Annotated in this window: 8 protein-coding genes and 2 pseudogenes; 9 read left to right on the top strand and 1 reads right to left on the bottom strand. The window is 36.3% G+C overall.

The window, feature by feature from the left end:
• Nucleotides 1-395 precede the first annotated feature (395 nt).
• From pdhR to acnB, 5 genes and pseudogenes are all read left to right on the top strand, one after another.
• Nucleotides 396-1,169, top strand: a pseudogene (gene pdhR, locus H1X92_RS02790) (pyruvate dehydrogenase complex transcriptional repressor PdhR).
• A 161-nt stretch (nucleotides 1,170-1,330) separates the two neighbouring features.
• Nucleotides 1,331-3,994: a pyruvate dehydrogenase (acetyl-transferring), homodimeric type gene (gene aceE, locus H1X92_RS02795; RefSeq protein ID WP_180558745.1), complete on the top strand. Its 2,664-nt coding sequence runs from the start codon at nucleotides 1,331-1,333 to the stop codon at nucleotides 3,992-3,994.
• 12 nt (nucleotides 3,995-4,006) lie between these two features.
• Nucleotides 4,007-5,632: a pyruvate dehydrogenase complex dihydrolipoyllysine-residue acetyltransferase gene (gene aceF / locus H1X92_RS02800; RefSeq protein ID WP_180558746.1), complete on the top strand. Its 1,626-nt coding sequence runs from the start codon at nucleotides 4,007-4,009 to the stop codon at nucleotides 5,630-5,632.
• Between the two features lie 203 nt (nucleotides 5,633-5,835).
• Entirely contained in the window at nucleotides 5,836-7,260 is a 1,425-nt protein-coding gene (gene lpdA / locus H1X92_RS02805; protein ID WP_180558840.1) for a dihydrolipoyl dehydrogenase, read from the top strand.
• Nucleotides 7,261-7,710: 450 nt separating this feature from the next.
• Nucleotides 7,711-10,308, top strand: a complete 2,598-nt coding sequence (gene acnB, locus H1X92_RS02810) for a bifunctional aconitate hydratase 2/2-methylisocitrate dehydratase (RefSeq protein WP_180558747.1) — start codon at nucleotides 7,711-7,713, stop codon at nucleotides 10,306-10,308.
• 165 nt (nucleotides 10,309-10,473) lie between these two features.
• On the opposite strand, the gene H1X92_RS02815 is transcribed toward acnB, so the two are convergent.
• Nucleotides 10,474-10,824, bottom strand: coding sequence for a hypothetical protein (locus H1X92_RS02815; protein ID WP_180558748.1), 351 nt, complete (start codon nucleotides 10,822-10,824; stop codon nucleotides 10,474-10,476).
• 362 nt (nucleotides 10,825-11,186) lie between these two features.
• Here H1X92_RS02815 and H1X92_RS02820 point away from each other — a divergent pair.
• The 4 genes and pseudogenes from H1X92_RS02820 (at nucleotide 11,187) to H1X92_RS02835 (ending at nucleotide 19,501) form a co-directional block, all read left to right on the top strand.
• Nucleotides 11,187-11,558, top strand: a pseudogene (locus H1X92_RS02820) (YacL family protein).
• A gap of 100 nt (nucleotides 11,559-11,658) precedes the next feature.
• Complete coding sequence (gene mscS, locus H1X92_RS02825; protein WP_180558749.1) at nucleotides 11,659-12,510, top strand: small-conductance mechanosensitive channel MscS; 852 nt, start codon at nucleotides 11,659-11,661, stop codon at nucleotides 12,508-12,510.
• Nucleotides 12,511-12,728: 218 nt separating this feature from the next.
• Nucleotides 12,729-13,457, top strand: coding sequence for an oxidative stress defense protein (locus H1X92_RS02830; protein WP_180558750.1), 729 nt, complete (start codon nucleotides 12,729-12,731; stop codon nucleotides 13,455-13,457).
• An 872-nt stretch (nucleotides 13,458-14,329) separates the two neighbouring features.
• Entirely contained in the window at nucleotides 14,330-19,501 is a 5,172-nt protein-coding gene (locus H1X92_RS02835; RefSeq protein ID WP_180558751.1) for a C80 family cysteine peptidase, read from the top strand.
• Nucleotides 19,502-19,513: the final 12 nt, after the last annotated feature.

Below are 19,513 nucleotides of genomic sequence, written 5' to 3' on the forward strand. Positions count from 1 at the left end.
TATTCTTTAACATCAATTCGATCAATCATTTTCACTGAAAAACATTAATATCAATTATAAAAATTTGTTGAGTTTTTAGTTGCTATATTAAATTTTTATTCACTTAAATTGATTTATTATTTAATTAAGTGCAAATATTAACGTTTCAGCTGATTAATTATATATATAGGAAATTTAATATTACTGCTTAAAAACAGACTGAAAATATAATTTTTTTGATTTTTTAAAAATCCTTATCAAAAAGTACAAGTTTTTTAAGGTTAAATTTAAGCTTTTATGGACAGCTGGTGAATACTTTGTTACTTTATGTACATCTAGGATAAATTGGTATTACCAATTGACTTTGGTAGTGTTAAATAAATATTTACGCAAAATATAAGTGGCTTATTGTAAATATGGTTTATAGCAAAATTCGCCAACCTAAATTATCTGATGTCATTGAACAGCGACTTGAGCATTTAATTCTTGAAGGAATATTGCGCCCCGGAGAAAAATTGCTACCTGAACGCGAGTTGGCAAAGCAATTTGATGTCTCTCGTCCTTCTTTGCGTGAGGCGATTTAAAAGCTAGAAGCAAAAGGTTTTCTTCTTCGCCGACAAGGTGGCGGTACATTCGTCCAAACAAATCTATGGCAAAGCTTTAGTGATCCGCTTACCCAGTTATTATCTGGGCATATGGAATCACAATTTGATCTTTTGGAAACGCGTCACGCACTTGAAGGTATTGCGGCTTATTATGCTGCTTTAAGAGGAACAGATGAGGATCTGGCCCGAATTAAGATAAGTCATCTACAAATTCAAGATATCCAAGAGCGTGGGGATGTTAATGCTGAAGTCGAGGCTGTTTTGCAATATCAGTTGGTTGTTACTGAAGCGGCGCATAATGTGGTATTACTCCATATACTTCGTTGTATGCTTCCAATGTTAGAGCAGAATATTAGACAAAATTTTGAGTGTTTATATACACGTAAAGAAATGCATGCAGCAGTAAGTAAACATAGAACTCAAATTTTTGAAGCAATTATCGCACGTGAACCTGAAAAAGCACAGGAAGCTTCACATCGTCATTTAGCCTTTATTGAGGAGATTTTGCTGGACATCAGTCGTGAGCATACACGTCGTGAGCGTTCTTTACGTCGAGTACATCAATCCCAAAATTTAATTGAGTAGTGCAGATTTTTGTTGCTGCGTCTGCATTACTGCTCTGATTTTTTAGAGACAAAGTTGCGGCAATAGGAACTATCTTTTGTTCTTCTTTCTGGTTTAGTAAATATGTTCAAAAGATGGCTCAGTAACTATATTAGAAACAGATAATAGATAAGGAATAGACCATGTCAGATATGTCGAAGAATGACGTGGATCCGATCGAAACTCGCGACTGGTTACAGGCGATCGAATCGGTCATCCGTGAAGAAGGTGTTGATCGTGCTCAGTATCTTATTGATCAAGTATTACAACAAGCACGTAAGGGCGGCGTTAATATCGCAGCGGGTTCTGGAAACTGTGATTATATCAACACTATTTCCGTAGAGGATGAGCCTGATTATCCAGGCAACATGGATTTAGAGCGTCGTATTCGCTCTGCGATTCGTTGGAATGCTGTAATGGCGGTTTTACGAGCTTCTAAAAAAGATCTGGAGTTAGGTGGTCATATGGCTTCCTTCCAGTCTTCTGCAACTTTATATGAAGTCTGTTTTAATCACTTCTTCAAGGCAAAAAACAATAAAAATGGTGGAGATTTAGTTTATTGCCAAGGACATATTTCGCCTGGTATCTATGCACGTGCATTTTTGGAAGGCCGTCTCACTGAAGAGCAAATGGACAATTTCCGGCAAGAAATTGGTGGCAAAGGTCTTTCCTCTTACCCTCATCCTAAATTGATGCCAGAGTTTTGGCAATTTCCGACAGTGTCGATGGGATTAGGCCCAATTGGTGCTATTTATCAAGCAAAATTCTTAAAATACTTACAACACCGAGGTTTAAAGGATACTGCAGATCAGACAGTTTATGCTTTCCTTGGTGACGGTGAAATGGATGAGCCTGAATCGAAAGGCGCTATCACAATTGCGACTCGTGAAAAGTTAGATAACCTTGTTTTTGTAATCAACTGTAACTTACAACGCCTTGATGGGCCAGTTACTGGTAATGGTAAGATTGTTAATGAATTAGAAGGTATCTTTAGCGGTGCAGGATGGCAGGTCATTAAAGTCCTGTGGGGTGGCCGCTGGGATGAATTATTGCGCAAAGATACTTCAGGTAAACTTATTCAGTTGATGAATGAAACTTTAGATGGTGACTATCAAACATTTAAATCTAAAGATGGCGCTTATGTTCGTGAACACTTCTTCAATCGTTATCCTGAGACAAGTGCACTCGTCAAGGATATGACCGATGATGAAATATGGTCGTTAAATCGTGGTGGTCATGATCCGAAAAAAGTCTATGCCGCTTTTAAGCAAGCGCAAGACACTAAAGGTAAGCCAACTGTCATTTTAGCTCAAACGGTTAAAGGCTATGGCATGGGCGATACTGCCGAAGGTAAAAATATTGCCCACCAGGTGAAAAAAATGAACCTGGAAGGAGTTCGTTATTTCCGTGATCGCTTTAATGTGCCGGTAGCGGATGATCAAATAGAAAAATTGCCTTTTATTACTTTTAAAGAAGATTCAGATGAATATAAATATCTGCATGAGCGTCGTCAGGCATTAGGCGGATATTTACCAGCCCGAAATCCGACCTTTGATGAAAAATTAGATATTCCTAGTCTAGAAGATTTTAACCAATTATTGGCCGAACAAAATAAAGAAATCTCTACTACGATCGCATTTGTACGTGCTTTGAACGTAATGTTAAAAAATAACTCAATTAAAGATCGTCTAGTGCCAATTATAGCTGATGAAGCACGTACTTTTGGTATGGAAGGTTTATTCCGTCAGATTGGGATCTATAGTCCAAATGGACAACAGTACACTCCTCAGGATCGCGAACAAGTTGCTTATTACAAAGAAGATGAAAAAGGTCAAATTCTTCAAGAAGGTATTAATGAATTGGGTGCTGGTGCCTCTTGGTTAGCTGCGGCTACATCATATAGCACAAATAACCTGCCAATGATCCCATTTTATATTTATTATTCCATGTTTGGCTTCCAGCGTATTGGTGATCTGTTATGGGCTGCGGGAGACCAGCAAGCGCGTGGCTTCCTGATTGGCGGAACTTCGGGGCGTACTACATTGAATGGTGAAGGTTTGCAGCATGAAGATGGCCATAGCCATATCCAGTCACTAACCATACCTAACTGTATCTCTTATGATCCAGCTTATGCTTATGAAGTTGCTGTTATTATGCATGATGGTTTAGTTCGTATGTATGGTGAGAAACAAGAAAATGTTTACTACTATATTACTACCTTGAACGAAAATTATCATATGCCAGCGATGCCTGCTGGTGTTGAGGAAGGTATTCGTAAAGGTATTTATAAATTTGAATCACTAAATGGCAAAAAAGGCAAAGTCCAATTATTGGGATCGGGTTCGATGATGCGTCACGTTCGCGAAGCGGCAAAAATTTTGTCTAGTGAGTACGGTATTGGTTCTGATGTTTATAGTGTAACGTCATTTACCGAATTAGCTCGTGAAGGACAAGATTGTGAACGCTGGAATATGTTACACCCATCTGATAAACCTCGTGAACCTTATGTTGCTCAAATTATGAATGATGCGCCTGCAGTTGCATCAACAGATTATATGAAATTATTTGCAGAACAAATTCGTTCCTACATTCCGGCAAGTGATTATCGTGTTTTGGGTACTGATGGTTTTGGTCGTTCAGATAGCCGTGAAAACCTCCGTCATCATTTTGAGGTTGATACTTCCTATGTAGTAGTAGCGGCGTTGGGTGAATTAGCAAAACGTGGTGAAATAGATGTAAAATTGGTGGATGAAGCCATCAAAAAATACAACATCAACCCAGAAAAAATTAACCCGCGTCTGGCATAAGAGGTAAAATCAATGTCTATTCAAATTAACGTTCCTGATATTGGTGCAGATGAAGTTGAAGTTACCGAAATTATGGTAAAAGTGGGCGATAAAGTTGATGTTGAGCAGTCATTAATTACCGTAGAAGGTGAAAAGGCGTCAATGGAAGTTCCGTCACCACAGGCTGGGGTTGTTAAAGAAATTAAAGTCGCTGTTGGTGACAAAGTGGCAACTGGCAAATTGATCATGGTTTTTGATACAGCGGAAAAAGCGCCGGAAGCTAGTGCTAAAATAGCCACAGATGCAAGCCCAAACTCGGATAAAGCAGATAGCAAAGATGCAGAACGAGTAAAAAGTGAATTAAAGGAAGTTATTGTACCGGATATTGGTAATGATGAAGTTGAAGTTACTGATGTAATGGTTAACGTTGGTGATAAAATTTCCACTGAGCAATCACTCATTACTGTGGAAGGCGAAAAGGCATCGATGGAAGTGCCTGCACCGTTTGCTGGTGAAGTCAAAGAGATCAAAATTGCAAAAGGTGATAAAGTTAAAACTGGTTCACTTATTATGATTTTTGCAGTTGATGCTACCGCAGCTTCGCCAATTGCTAGTGCGGAAACGAGCAGCGCTGAAATAGCAACCAAATCAGCGGCTCCATCTTCTGAGCCATCTCGAGTCTCATCCGCGGCTAAGGTAAGTGATGTTTCTGCGACCAAGAATGAATTTATTGAAAATGATGCGTATGTGCATGCAACGCCGGTTATTCGCCGTTTAGCGCGTGAATTTGGGGTCAATCTGGCTAAGGTAAACGGAACTGGACGTAAAGGCCGTATTTTGCGTGAAGACGTTCAGGCTTATGTGAAAGAAGCGGTAAAACATTCTGAGGCCGGAGCGACAACGGCGGGTGGTTTGCCTGGCATGCTACCATGGCCAAAAGTTGATTTTAGTAAATTTGGTGAAGTTGAAGAAGTTGAACTCGGTCGCATTCAAAAGATATCTAGTGCTAATTTGAGTCGTAACTGGGTAATGATCCCGCATGTGACCGTTATGGAAGATGCTGATATTACAGAAGTAGAAGCTTTCCGTAAGCAGCAGAATAAAGAGATGGAAAAGTTGCAAACGGGGATAAAAATTACACCATTAGTTTTTGTCATGAAAGCGGTTGCTCGAGCATTAGAAGAAATGCCTCGTTTTAATAGTTCCATTTCTGAGGATGCCCAGCGATTAACATTGAAAAAATATGTTCATATTGGTATCGCCGTTGATACACCAAATGGTTTAGTTGTTCCTGTAATTCGCGATGTCAATAAGAAAGGCATTATCGAGCTTTCAAAAGAATTGATGGAAGTATCGAAGAAAGCACGTGCCGGCAAGTTGACTGCGTCTGATATGCAAGGTGGCAGCTTTACCATTTCTAGTTTAGGTGGTATCGGGACGACGAGTTTTACACCCATTATTAATGCGCCAGAAGTGGCTATTATGGGGCTATCTCGCTCATCAATGAAACCAGTATGGAATGGTAGTGAATTTATTTCACGTCTGATATTACCTATGTCACTCTCTTTTGATCATCGTGTTATTGATGGTGCAGACGGCGCGCGTTTCGTCACTCGTATTGCACAGTTAATGAGTGATATTCGCCGTTTGGTTATGTGATTTATAGACCGGCAGAATGTCGGTCTATTTTATTATTAGTAGTTACAGAATTTTTTCTATTTCATCCTATAGGTTGAGAGTTCTGTCACGTTCGAGTGCTTTCAAGAATGTTAACAATTCTGTAAACTGCCTGTAGTACACACGTCTCGGTGGTTATAAATTTTTTCGTCTGACCCGCCGGACAACAAAAGTAAGAGGTCATGATGAGTACTGAAATTAAAACCCAAGTAGTGGTTCTAGGTGCGGGCCCTGCGGGTTATTCAGCAGCTTTTCGCTGTGCAGATCTGGGTTTAGAAACAGTTTTAGTCGAGCGTTATGCAACATTAGGCGGTGTTTGTCTCAATGTTGGTTGTATTCCTTCTAAAGCATTATTACATGTTGCAAAAGTTATTGAAGAAGCCAAGGCCTTGGCGGCACATGGGATCGTATTTGGTGAACCGAAAACCGATATCGATAAAGTAAGGTTGTGGAAAGAAAAAGTGATTGGTCAATTAACAACGGGTCTAGCAGGAATGGCAAAAGGCCGTAAAGTTAAAGTTGTTAATGGCTTAGGTAAATTTACCGGCGCTAATACCTTGGTCGTTGAAGGTGAAAAAGAAGTAACGACAATAAACTTTGACATTGCCATTATTGCAGCAGGTTCACGTCCGATCCAGCTTCCATTTATTCCACATGATGATCCGCGAGTGTGGGACTCTACTGATGCTCTGCAACTAAAAAAAGTGCCCAAACGTATGTTAGTTATGGGCGGCGGTATCATTGGTTTAGAAATGGCTACTGTTTATCATGCATTAGGATCGGAAATTGATGTTGTGGAAATGTTCGATCAGGTTATCCCTGCTGCAGATAAAGATATTGTTAAGCTTTTTACTAAACAGATAAGTAAGAAGTTTAATTTAATGCTTGAGACTAAAGTGACTGCGGTTGAAGCTAAAAAAGATGGTATTTATGTCACAATGGAAGGCAAGAAGGCGCCGGCGAAACCACAACGTTATGATGCTGTTTTAGTGGCAATTGGTCGTGTACCCAATGGCAAATTAATTGATGCGGGTAAAGCGGGAGTAGAAGTGGATGATCGCGGTTTTATCCCCACAGACAAACAGATGCGTACTAATGTGCCCCATATTTATGCGATTGGTGACATTGTTGGCCAACCAATGTTGGCTCATAAAGGTGTCCATGAAGGTCATGTGGCGGCTGAGGTGATCTCTGGTTTGAAACACTATTTTGATCCAAAAGTTATCCCTTCAATTGCTTATACTGAGCCTGAGGTTGCCTGGGTTGGTTTGACGGAAAAAGAAGCTAAAGAAAAAGGTATTAGTTATGAAGTGGCCTCTTTCCCATGGGCTGCTTCTGGTCGTGCTATCGCATCTGATTGTTCAGAGGGTATGACCAAGCTTATTTTTGATAAAGAAACTCACCGTGTTATTGGTGGAGCGGTTGTCGGTGTTAATGGAGGCGAATTACTCGGTGAAATTGGTCTAGCGATTGAAATGGGTTGTGATGCAGAAGATATTGCTTTGACCATTCATGCTCACCCTACATTATATGAGTCAATTGGTATGGCAGCCGAAGTATTTGAAGGAAGTATTACTGATTTACCTAATCCTAAAGCGAAGAAAAAATAATTTATTTTTATTCTAATAAAATAAATTTGTTATAAGGATCCCTCGACTTGTTACTAGCTCCTTTATTTGTTTTAAATACGGGAGCTATTTTTTAATGGAAAAGTAAGAATAATAATTTGTTTAATTGAAATGTCTGTTATTTAATCATTCACTTGTTATTACAAATTACTAAAAAAATAAACTATTTTTGCTATTAATGGATAAATTTTTTTACATAAAATAGTGATAAATTAGGATAAAACGGCATCAATATATTGATCCTGATGAATGTTGGAGTTATGTAAATAAATTAACAGTATAATTAAATTCTGTTATTCTGGATGTTCCATACTGGGCATAATTGATAAAAGTAAAATTATGTTAAGCCAATTCCTCTGACCAGGTACTTCATTTTTTATTTGGAATGTAGATAGCCAGGTATATAAATTAGAATCAATTGAGGAGAACGTCGTGCTAAAAGAGTACCGTGAGCACGTAGCAGAACGTGCGGCACAAGGAATAATACCTAAGCCCCTGAATGCTACCCAAGTCGCTAAATTAGTTGAATTAATAAAAAACCCGCCTGAAACTGAAAAAATTTTTCTATTAGATCTGTTAAGTAATCGTATTCCTCCTGGTGTTGATGAAGCTGCTTATGTTAAAGCTGACTTCTTAACTGCTATCGCCAAAGGAAAAATATATTCCCCCTTACTGACGCCAACAAAAGCGATAGAATTATTAGGTACTATGCAGGGTGGTTATAATATTCACCCATTAATTGATGCATTGGATGATAAACAATTGGCTCCAATAGCAGCCACAGCCTTATCCCATACTTTATTAATGTTTGATAACTTCTATGATGTAGAAGAAAAAGCAAACATGGGCAATCCATATGCGCGTCAAGTTATAGGCTCATGGGCAAATGCCGAATGGTTTCTTGAGCGACCCGCATTAGCAGAGAAATTGACTGTAACTGTTTTTAAGGTAACGGGGGAAACGAATACTGATGATTTATCACCGGCACCTGATGCCTGGTCACGACCAGATATTCCACTACACGCACAAGCCATGCTCAAAAATGCCCGTGAGGGAATTACACCTGATGAGCTTGGCGTCGTTGGGCCTATCAAACAGATTGAAACATTGAGCAAAAAAGGTTTTCCATTAGCTTATGTTGGTGACGTTGTCGGTACAGGATCTTCGCGAAAATCAGCAGCCAACTCAGTAATATGGTTTATGGGCAAAGATATTCCTTTTGTACCTAATAAACGTAATGGCGGCGTTGTTTTGGGAGGAAAAATTGCACCAATATTTTTTAATACCATGCAAGATGCGGGTGCTCTGCCGATTGAAGTTGATGTGACTTCACTAAATATGGGAGATGTAATTGATATTTATCCCTATAAAGGAGAAATTCGCTGTCATACCACTAATGCGTTATTAGCAACCTTTGCGTTAAAAACCGATGTTTTACTTGATGAAGTTCGAGCTGGCGGGCGGATTGCACTAATTATTGGCCGCGGACTGACAGCAAAAGCGCGAGAGTCTTTGGACTTGTCTATTAGCGAAGTATTTCGTCAGGCTAAATCAGTTATACAAAGTGATCGAGGATTTACCCTGGCACAAAAAATGGTTGGTCGTGCTTGTAATAAGCCTGGAATTCGTCCTGGCGAATACTGTGAACCTAAGATGACGTCGGTTGGCTCGCAGGACACTACTGGGCCAATGACACGAGATGAACTTAAAGATTTAGCTTGTTTAGGTTTTTCAGCCGATTTAGTTATGCAGTCATTTTGTCATACTGCTGCTTATCCAAAACCTATCGATGTGACAACGCATGATACTTTACCCGATTTTGTTATGGATCGTGGTGGGGTTTCTTTGCGTCCCGGCGATGGCATTATTCATTCTTGGTTAAATCGCATGTTACTGCCAGATACCGTGGGAACAGGTGGTGATTCACATACGCGTTTTCCTATCGGTATTTCATTTCCTGCAGGTTCTGGATTAGTTGCTTTTGCTGCGGCGACTGGGGTTATGCCTTTAGATATGCCTGAATCGGTATTAGTCCGCTTTAAAGGTCAAATGCAGCCGGGTATCACATTACGCGATTTAGTTCATGCGATCCCTTACTATGCTATTGGGCAAGGATTATTAACAGTCGAAAAGCAAGGTAAAAAAAATATTTTTTCTGGCAGGATCCTGGAATTTGAAGGTTTACCACAATTAAAAGTTGAACAAGCGTTTGAATTAGCAGATGCCTCGGCGGAACGATCAGCAGCGGGCTGTACTATCAAATTAGATAAACAACCGATTATCGAATATTTACAATCTAATATTGTATTATTGAAATGGATGATTGCTGAGGGATATGGTGATCGCCGTACTCTTGAACGTCGCATTAATTCAATGAATAAATGGTTGGCTGATCCGCAATTATTAACCGCAGATGCCGATGCAGATTATGCGGCTATCATTGAAATAAATTTAAATGAAATAATCGAGCCCATTTTATGTGCGCCGAATGATCCTGATGATGCACGTTTATTATCTTCAGTGGCACATGAAAAAATTGATGAGGTTTTCATTGGCTCTTGTATGACTAATATTGGTCATTTTCGTGCTGCAGGTGAGCTTTTGCAACAATATAAAGGGCAAATTCCCACTTGTTTATGGATTGCTCCGCCGACGAAAATGGATGCGGCTAAGCTAGTCGAAGAGGGTTATTATCATATTTTTGGTAAAAGTGGCGCACGAATTGAAATTCCTGGTTGTTCACTCTGTATGGGAAATCAGGCGCGTGTAATGGATGGTGCAACGGTGGTTTCAACCTCTACCCGTAATTTCCCCAATCGATTAGGAGCTGGAGCTAAAGTTTTTCTTGCATCAGCAGAACTTGCTGCAGTGGCTTCATTATTGGGCTATTTGCCAACAGTGGAAGAGTATTTGCAATTTATTAATGGTGTGGGTAATAACAGCCAAAATATTTATCAATATTTAAATTTTGACTTACTACCTCAATATACAGATAAAGCAGACAAGATAATTTTTCAGTCTGCAGTTTAAAACAATGACTTTTGTTATACCCTTATTTCTTGCTGTCAGTAATTAGAAATAGGGTATAAGGTTTAGATTATTCTGTCTGTTATCTAAAGTTTTATACCTGCTTTAAGCTTTATATCTATTATTTATGTAGTTACTTATTTTCCAAGCAACACTGAATTAGATTTGTTAAAGTGAATTAAAAAAGCGATCGAAATTAGCTTTTATATAAGTAAGTTGCGCATTAAATGCAGTTTTAACCAAATCTTTTTGACAGCTGTTAAGATTTTCTTTTTTCAATATGAAAAAAGAATCTTGCATTAATTGAACCGTTACATCACATGATTTCTGGAATGCTGTTATAGCGTTATTTTTACCACTGTTAACTGCTTCAATGATGAGTTTTTCAAAAACAAGATCCGCTATGTCACGAATATTCTGAATCTCTTCATTATTAATTTTACCATCCTTATAGGCCTCGTTTATATATACTTCATTTATAACTTTATATAATCTATCATTAATTTCTTTTGTATCCATAATTTAGATCCTTTTATAAAATGATATATTCCATATAGTAAATGATAGTCATTCAGCCATTTCACGAAGAAACAGTTTTTGCACACTTAATTAAAGCTTACACATTAAGAAGTATAGCTACAACGAAACATGGTTATAAATTCTCTTAAATATCGCACTGTGGTATAGAATAAGCTAAGCCGAGCCTAGTTATTGGTAACAGGTTATTGCTTACTAATCGTCAATTTTTAAGTGAATCTTTCTATAAATAACTTCGTATTTATATTGTCGAAAAAATAAAGTATTTTTATTGTAATGATAATATTTTGAGCGGTTAAATGACGAGTTAAAGTCGCACTAGAGTAAAAGGATGGAGATGCGATATGGATTATGAATTTTAGCAGAATGTCACAGGCAATGTCATTGCTCGATTTTCAATGGATCATGAAGCAATTGGTTATTGGTTAAATGAGGAAATTAACGGTGATTTATATCAGTTAGAACAGATCCAGACGGGTTATCATTCTATAAAAGGTAGTGGTCGGCAATGGAAAAAAATTGGGCGTGAATATACATTGTTTATGGATGATAAGGAAATTATGATCCGAGCTAACCAGTTACATTTTCAAACGGAAGATTTAGAAGATGGAATGTGTTATTACGATAATGAAAGTATTGCTTTTTGTGGTTTAGATGATTTTATTAACATGCTGGAAAACTATCGTAACTTTATCTTATCAAATAGCATCGAATAAGCGATGGCAAAACTGTTATTTATTGTGTTAATTTCATGTCTAAGATAATGCAGTTTTTGATATATGATTAGTGATTGTTTATTTTCTAGAGGGGATTGAGATGAATGAAAATGGTGTGGTTGAAACGATCGATCAGGCAAAGAGTTGGTTTGTTAATCACCAGGATCTATTAATTCAGTATGCGGTAAATATTGTTTTTGCATTAGTTATCTTATTTGCTGGTTTGATTGTTGCTAGATGGATCAGTCATATTACTAATCGATTAATGTCCTTACGCGGTATAGACAAGACGGTCAGAGATTTTTTATCAGCAATTGTTCGTTATGGCATTATAGCATTTACCTTAATCGCAGTATTAAGTAAGTTAGGCGTGCAAACCGCCTCTGTCATTGCTGTTTTAGGTGCTGCCGGTTTAGCGATTGGTTTAGCTTTACAGGGCTCATTATCTAATTTCGCAGCTGGAGTACTATTGGTTATTTTTAGGCCATTACGCGCAGGGGAATATGTCATTTTAGGCTCGGTGGAAGGAACCGTGGAGCATGTACAGATTTTCTCAACTTCATTACGTACTGCCGATGATCGCATTGTTGTCATACCCAATAGCAAAGTAATTAATGACAATATCATTAACACCTCTCGTGAGCCAAATCGGCGTACGCAAATAATGGTAGGTGTCGCTTATAATGCGGATATTGACATTGTTAAAAAAGTGTTAGGCGATGTTATTGCGGCAGATGAACGTATTCAGCATGATAAAGGGGTTACTATTCGTTTACATGAAATGGCACCTTCTTCGCTTAATTTTGTCGTACGTGTTTGGACGACTAACGCTGATGCATGGAATGTTTATTGGGACTTAATGGAGAATTTTAAAAAACAGTTAGATGCACATAATATAGGTATACCTTTTCCACAAATGGATGTTCATTTATATCAAAGCAAAAACGGCTAACCAATCCTATTGGTGCGGATTCGTTTCACACCAATATTTTTATTAGTTAGGAATCTATCGTTCTATTTATTGACCGGCATTAGTTCGCGTTGATTTAAATTATTCATTATGATTAATCTAACCATTATGCTTTTTAATATTCTATTATGTTAAGAATAAACGATTATTGGCTAGCAAATAGTCTATCTAGAGTTGATTAATTATGTGCAGGAGGTCTCGTGAAGCTTAGTTCGATTATATTTTTAGCGATGATGTCAGTGAGTTCATTACCATTACTTGCTCAAGCTAATTCCTTACCTAATGGGCCACACATTGTGACCTCAGGCAATGCAACGATAAAAGCCACACCAGATATGGTAACCTTATTAATTAATGTTGCTGTAACTGAAAAAAATGCTGCATCAGCTAAAGCGGCAGTTGATAAACGTGTCAAAGAATATTTTGATTTTCTCAACAATAAAGGGATAGCGAGTAGCGATATCAATGCGGCAAATATCACCACTCAACCGAAATATGAATATGATAAAGCAGCAGAAAAATCTAAAATAATTGGTTATACTGCAGAACGTTCAGTAGAAGTTAAAGTATATAAACTGGATCAGCTAAATCCGTTATTGGATGGTGCTTTAGCGGCCGGTTTAAATGAAATCAATGCGGTGCAATTTGGCGTTAAGGATCCTAAACATTATCGCGATGAAGCACGTAATAGAGCAATTGATAATGCTAAAGCGCAAGCAGAAGCGTTAGCAACTGGATTTAATGTTAAATTAGGTAAAGTTTATAGTATTAATTACCGGGCACCTGATGCAACCCCTTACCCAATGCCAAGAATGAAGGCGATGACGCAAATGGTGGCTGCCGCTGCCAGTGATAGCAATCAAACTTATGAACAGCAGAGTATTGATTTTACCGATCAAATTGACGTTGTTTTTGAATTGAAACGTTAATTGTTGTTTTCTACAATTATTGTTGTCTTGTTTTAATATCTGGCGTCCGGTTTTTACTCGGGCGTCAGGCTTTCGATAAAAATATGAATGATAAAGATAGTCGTATTTTATTTAGCCAAACTATATTAAGTTCATTATCTCTGATTGCTAAACTGAGCTTATTGTCATAAGGATGAAATTTTTTAAGGCAAGCAGACAGGATATATCAGCTAACAAAAAAATGGATTGTAAAAATTGAGAAGTAGCAATTAGTACTTATATCCTTGAGGTTAAAACTTTAGCTAAAGACTTTAGCTTCATTATTAATATTAAGTATACCTTTTTCTGATTGTTATAGAACAATATGATAACCAGAAGACAAATTCGTTATTAAGCTTTGATGAAATATTAATAATATTATTAAAAAATTATAAGTAAATATTTCAAATATAGCTAGTGTCTAAGATTAATATAATTATATTTTTTATATCATCAATTATCATCAATTATCATCAATTATCATCAATATACTTATAATTAGATAATACATATTTATATCTATTATATATTTACTCTTTTTTATCATTCTTTTTATTAGCCAAAAAAAATTATACTTTTATTATGGTTTGAAATGGGATTTTATTCTGCTATTAATTAATAGAATGAATATATGCTGATATTAAAATAGTTAGATAATATTTATAATGATTATTATTTATATTTTTAAGCAACATAGGTGAATAAACCTTTAATATTTTTTGTAATTTAAGATAAGTTAATTGTTATAAATAATAAAACTTTTTTACTAAAAATATTTAAAATGTTATTTATATATTATTAATATTATGTGTTAATTTAAATCAAAAATGATTATTAACAACAGGTAATTTATTATGCCGGTGAATCAAATAAAACGTGGGGATATTGATTTCAACCAAAAAGAAATAATTCTTAAGTTTGCAAAAAAATGGTTAGATTATAATAGTAATAAATTCTTCCTACGCACTAGTAATGAAAGGAAAAAAATAATATACGATGGTATATGTTTGGGATTAACACGTTATTATATGACACATATTGCTCAAAATGGGCAACAAAACTCAGCGATGTTTTTTATTAAATTTTATCGTTTAATTAAAATGGCCAATAGAGAAATTCCTATTAATGCCGGGATTATTGAACGTTATCAAATAGAAGCGGAAAGGCGATATGCAAACGTTATTTTAGATAAAGTGTTTTTTGATATCCTTAATGAACATACTTATGCTAATAACATAAATTTATTGAGGGGTTATGTTATTCCAGAAGTAAAAAACTATATACGTACTAAAGAGGATCCTGCTGCTGTCAATGCGCATAAAATAATTAAGCGGATTTATAAAGATGAAACAATTAAAAAGCCTGAATTAGTTAAAGAGAGATGGTTTATAGATATTTTCTTAATAGCAAAAAAAAATTTTACGGAATCCGATAAAAAATCTATTGCCGAAATACAATTAGCAATTGAAGAAGCTAAAATTAAAATTTATAAGATTTATGTAGATGATGAAATTAATTATCTGAAAAATCGTGGAATTGTTTATGTAAAGCCAAAAAACTCCACTATTTATCACAGACATTCTATAGATATTGATAGATTATTTTCACGTATTGAAAACGATCATCAAGATGTGTTTTATGAAATATATACGAATAATCATGCTATGGTGTTAACGGTTACCGTAAATCCGAGTAATAATGAGAAAAATATAACGTTCTTTGATTGTAATAAAGGATTATATCTATTTAATGATCTTGCTGAGGCAAAAAATTTTATTATTGAATTTAGTAAATATACTAGCGAAAAGTATCAATGGAATATAGCAAAAATAGATAACCCAAGAATATGTGTAATTCCTTTTGTTAAAGTTAGCGCGTTTAGTGACAAATTAATTGATTTGACACCACCAAAAGATAATATTAGCTTAATGGTTCTCAATAATATAATCAGTCAGAGAAATATTATTCCAACTAATGATGGTGCAGAAATAAAATTTTTACTGTTGAATCAATATAATAATACAGTCACATTTTCAATAGAAAAAAAATCAAATATTGAATATGAAAATAAAAAAATTATTATGAGCACTGACCAAATTGATATAAGAACAATAATTTACTTGGTCAATAAGGAACAAGATAATTTATTTGCATTGTCCCATCGAAATTTATTTACTCGTTTTGATAAAGATAATATTCAGGTTTACCGGTTACCGGATGATTTTGATCTTTCGGCTAATATAAATGATATTTATGACACATTGCCAACGCCTGCTTATAAAGTAGTGCCAGATAGCACTACTCAAAGCTATGAAATACTTAGTCGGGCGCCAAGAATGAATGGCGATAATAATCGGAATATTGATTTTGATAAGTGGGGGCTGCCGATAATACAGTCGGAGTTGATAACTAATAATAGTGAACAGAACAACTTATATTTGGAATATGAACGAACGATTATTATTCAAATTCAATCTGATAATATTCTTGACCAGGTAGTTGCGGGTTTAATTGCTAAACATCCGGAAAAAACCATTTTATGGCAATTTGATATTGCGGCAAAGAAAAGACGACTTGCTTATGGTCACCACGAAAATTTACTGCCAGCAGGTAAGACACGTTGGATAGTTGTTGGTCACGGAAATTATCGAGGCAATGGACAAGTTTCTCAATTTGCTCAACTCTCACCAAAGGCCGTTGTTGATGGATTGCAATGGTTAAAGAATGATTTAGCACTAAAACAAACGCCGGCTAAAATTGTGCTAATGGGTTGTGAATTAGCTGCAGGAACAGCAAAAGAAGACTTTGCTTTTAATATGACCCAATTACTCAATAAAAATGCGCTTGATGCTAATATCATTGCTTATACTAATGATTTATTTATTGATAACCATGGTAAACGGATTGGTTATATCAATAGTGAAAGTAATAAATTTCTGCCTGCCCGAATTTATAAAAAAACCTATCAATATCACCACGCAACAGACAGTATCACAATTAACGGTAAGCCCGCCATTTTATCTTTATTGCATGATTTGCAGGCGGACAAAGTCTCCTTTGAACGATTTATTACTGATAATCAGCCATTATTGACCCCATTATTTTCTGATCTAACTGGAGAATTAAATATTGATCTAATCAAAAAAATTGCCTATGACCAACGAGCTTATGATTTATTTAAAAATGCAATTAATGAGTCAGACTACAATGATTATGAGAATTTTTATAATAAAATAACGAGTGAAATGATTAATAACGGCATTGATGAAGCGCCAATATGGAAGACAGTAAATAAAAATTATATTAATGAAAATAAATTAAATTTTTCTCATCAGCATAATGATAAATTGAATATCATTATTCGTCTAACTAGTGATAAACAGAATCTGACTAAAGCGCAATTATATGCCATATTTAGACCGGAAAATACCATTATTATTCAGTATGATGTTAAAAATAAACAGTCATTTATTGAATATGGCGATTTGTCACGTTTAACATTGATCGGCAATCACAGTTGGACGATTTTAGATGGCAATGAGTTGCCGTTATTGGATCCTGATACTTTATCACAATCATTACTGGCTTTACGGCAAAAATACCCGCTTAAAGTGCCAAGCGAGATCAAACTAGTTAATGATAATGGCAAAAGAGAAAATACTGCTATTTATGATCCTCAGTATGTAGCTGTTCGTTTATGCCAAAAATTGGCGGAAAAAGGGTTAAATTCTTCGGTTTCAATTTACCCACTAAAATCAGAATTTATGTCGTCAGATTCTGAACTTGGTATTTTCCTGGATGATTATCATGATCAGCAAAAAAACACTTTTCAGCTTGATAGCACAACGCAAAAATTGATGATTAATGGGGAACCACCAATTAAGGCAATGTTACTCGATATTGTAACAGGGAAAATAACGCTAGCAGAAATTACTGCTGAAAATCCTGCAATATTACTGTCTAGTTTTGCTGATCGGCAGGGTAAACTTAATATTAAGAAACTTAAGCAAACAATTTATGATCCGTTGTTAAGTATCAAGGTTAACCAGTATTTTGCTCATGGTGATTATCATGCTAATGATGCTCGGTTACGCTGGAAGGCCCTTTTTATTGCGGAAAAAAGTTTATCCTTAAATCAGCAATCGGCAGAATTATCTTTTCTGGTTGGTGAATTACAGGCAAATCCCTATGCTGTTCGCTATTTAAGCGATCATAGTCGCTATCTATTAGGACAATATTTTTCATCCAGTAATAATGAACTGGATACAATTTATTTAATGCAGGCACTAGCAAATCCAGAATATATTGAATTTATCCAAACTCAATTACAGGAGTTTTTTGGTTTAAAAATTGGCAGTGAGTTTGATGGACTTTCATTAAAACAAGCTTTGATGAAGAGTTCTACTTGGCGCCAACGGGTTTTGGATAATATAGTCAGTTTAACTAAATCAGCACAATGTTCGCAGAGTGAGGCAACCCTATCTGCGGTTAGTCATGGATATTATTTGGATAAGATAAATGCTAATAGCCTGGGTATTGAACAAGCCTTGGGTGCTCTTTATGTCATAGCATGTCAGCAAGGGAAGCAAGCACAATTTATTAAAATATTAGCATACCAACAGGCTTTGCTTGAGCTTAGTAGCAAAAGTGAGCTTAGTATTCAAGATCAGCAATTTTTAACCGAGTTTGACGCTGCGATCAGCCACCTGCAAAAGATTAATTATATTGCACGGATTGAAAATCAATCACTAAAAAACTGGTTAATGCAAGCATTGGATGGCGCTTACTATTTGCAGTCAGGTGAGCATGCTTTTACTGTTGTGATTAAGCGGCAAGATAATATTTTTCAATATCAGCTTTATGATCCGAAAGCTGGTGAGCTTGTTATTAGTAGTGGTAAACGCAAACAAGCCCAAAAGGATTTTTTCCTTGTATTTCAAACGTATTTAGATAAAGAGACCCGATACCTTAATGAGAACAAAGAGCGGAAAGCTGATTTGATGATTGAAAACATTAATGGTGATTATCTCTTTGACATCTATGAATTAACACTTGATCATCAGGCAGTTGAAAAAACACAAGTTTTTTGGCAATTCACTCCCCCCAAGCTAGATACTAACACTTATTTGGTTAAAATAAATAATATTGAGATTAGCTTGCCATTATTAATACGGGCTGGAGCACAAATTGATGGCCAATCTCTATCAGTCAGACATATTCAATCATTGCCAGACTGGCCTGAGCGATTGACGTTTGACGCCGCTATGTTAAGCCATCACTTGATGCTACTTGATGGTAGTCATGATGATCTGCAATTTATTAAATTAATTAAATCACTAATCAATCAAAAAGGGCAAGATAACCTGCTCACAACGCGAGCGCAGTTGGCTGATGTAGGGATGGTAAAACAGCAATTAGGCTATGTTGATCGCTATGTTAAAGGTGAAGTAATTGATGCTGCAATGTGGCATGAAATGAATAATACCAGCTTTAAGTTGCCTCGTTATGCACGAATAATGAGTAAAGTGGGCTATGGTTCACAAGCTATAGGGATTGCTCAACTTTGGATTTTAACTAACCGGGCGGCAGATCAATTACAGGATCCGCGTTTATCCGATGAGCAAAAAGTGGAAATTAGGCGGCAACTTGCGTTGGCATATGGAGCTGCAGCGGCCAATTTTGGTACCGATATCTTGCAACCTATCATCTTTAAATCAGTAACTAAAATAACTGATTCAACAGAGATTGCGGCCAAATTTGCCGGCCGCGCAACATCAGTATTAAATGCTTTGTCGGCCGGATTTGATATTTACAGTGCTTATCAGTCATTACACCAATTATCGACCGAAACTGATCCAGAGGTGCGACAAGATTTGATCGTTAATGGAGCACTTGCGGTCGTAAGTGCAGCGGTCAGTATCACTGTTTCGGTTGCTCTTTTAGCCGGTTCTTCTGCTGCCGGGCCAATAGGCATTGCTGTAGGAGCTGGATTAATGGTTGGTGGCATGATTTATAATGGCATTTGAGCTGTTGAACGT

The organism is Arsenophonus endosymbiont of Apis mellifera, assembly GCF_903968575.1.
Classification (GTDB): domain Bacteria; phylum Pseudomonadota; class Gammaproteobacteria; order Enterobacterales; family Enterobacteriaceae; genus Arsenophonus; species Arsenophonus apicola.

Bases quoted from the DNA above. Each gene is read 5' to 3' on its own strand.
- aceE (WP_180558745.1), top strand. From the start codon at position 1,331: ATGTCAGATATGTCGAAGAATGACGTGGATCCGATCGAAACTCGCGAC.
- aceF (WP_180558746.1), top strand. From the start codon at position 4,007: ATGTCTATTCAAATTAACGTTCCTGATATTGGTGCAGATGAAGTTGAA.
- lpdA (WP_180558840.1), top strand. From the start codon at position 5,836: ATGAGTACTGAAATTAAAACCCAAGTAGTGGTTCTAGGTGCGGGCCCT.
- H1X92_RS02815 (WP_180558748.1), bottom strand. From the start codon at position 10,824: ATGGATACAAAAGAAATTAATGATAGATTATATAAAGTTATAAATGAA.
- mscS (WP_180558749.1), top strand. From the start codon at position 11,659: ATGAATGAAAATGGTGTGGTTGAAACGATCGATCAGGCAAAGAGTTGG.
- H1X92_RS02835 (WP_180558751.1), top strand. From the start codon at position 14,330: ATGCCGGTGAATCAAATAAAACGTGGGGATATTGATTTCAACCAAAAA.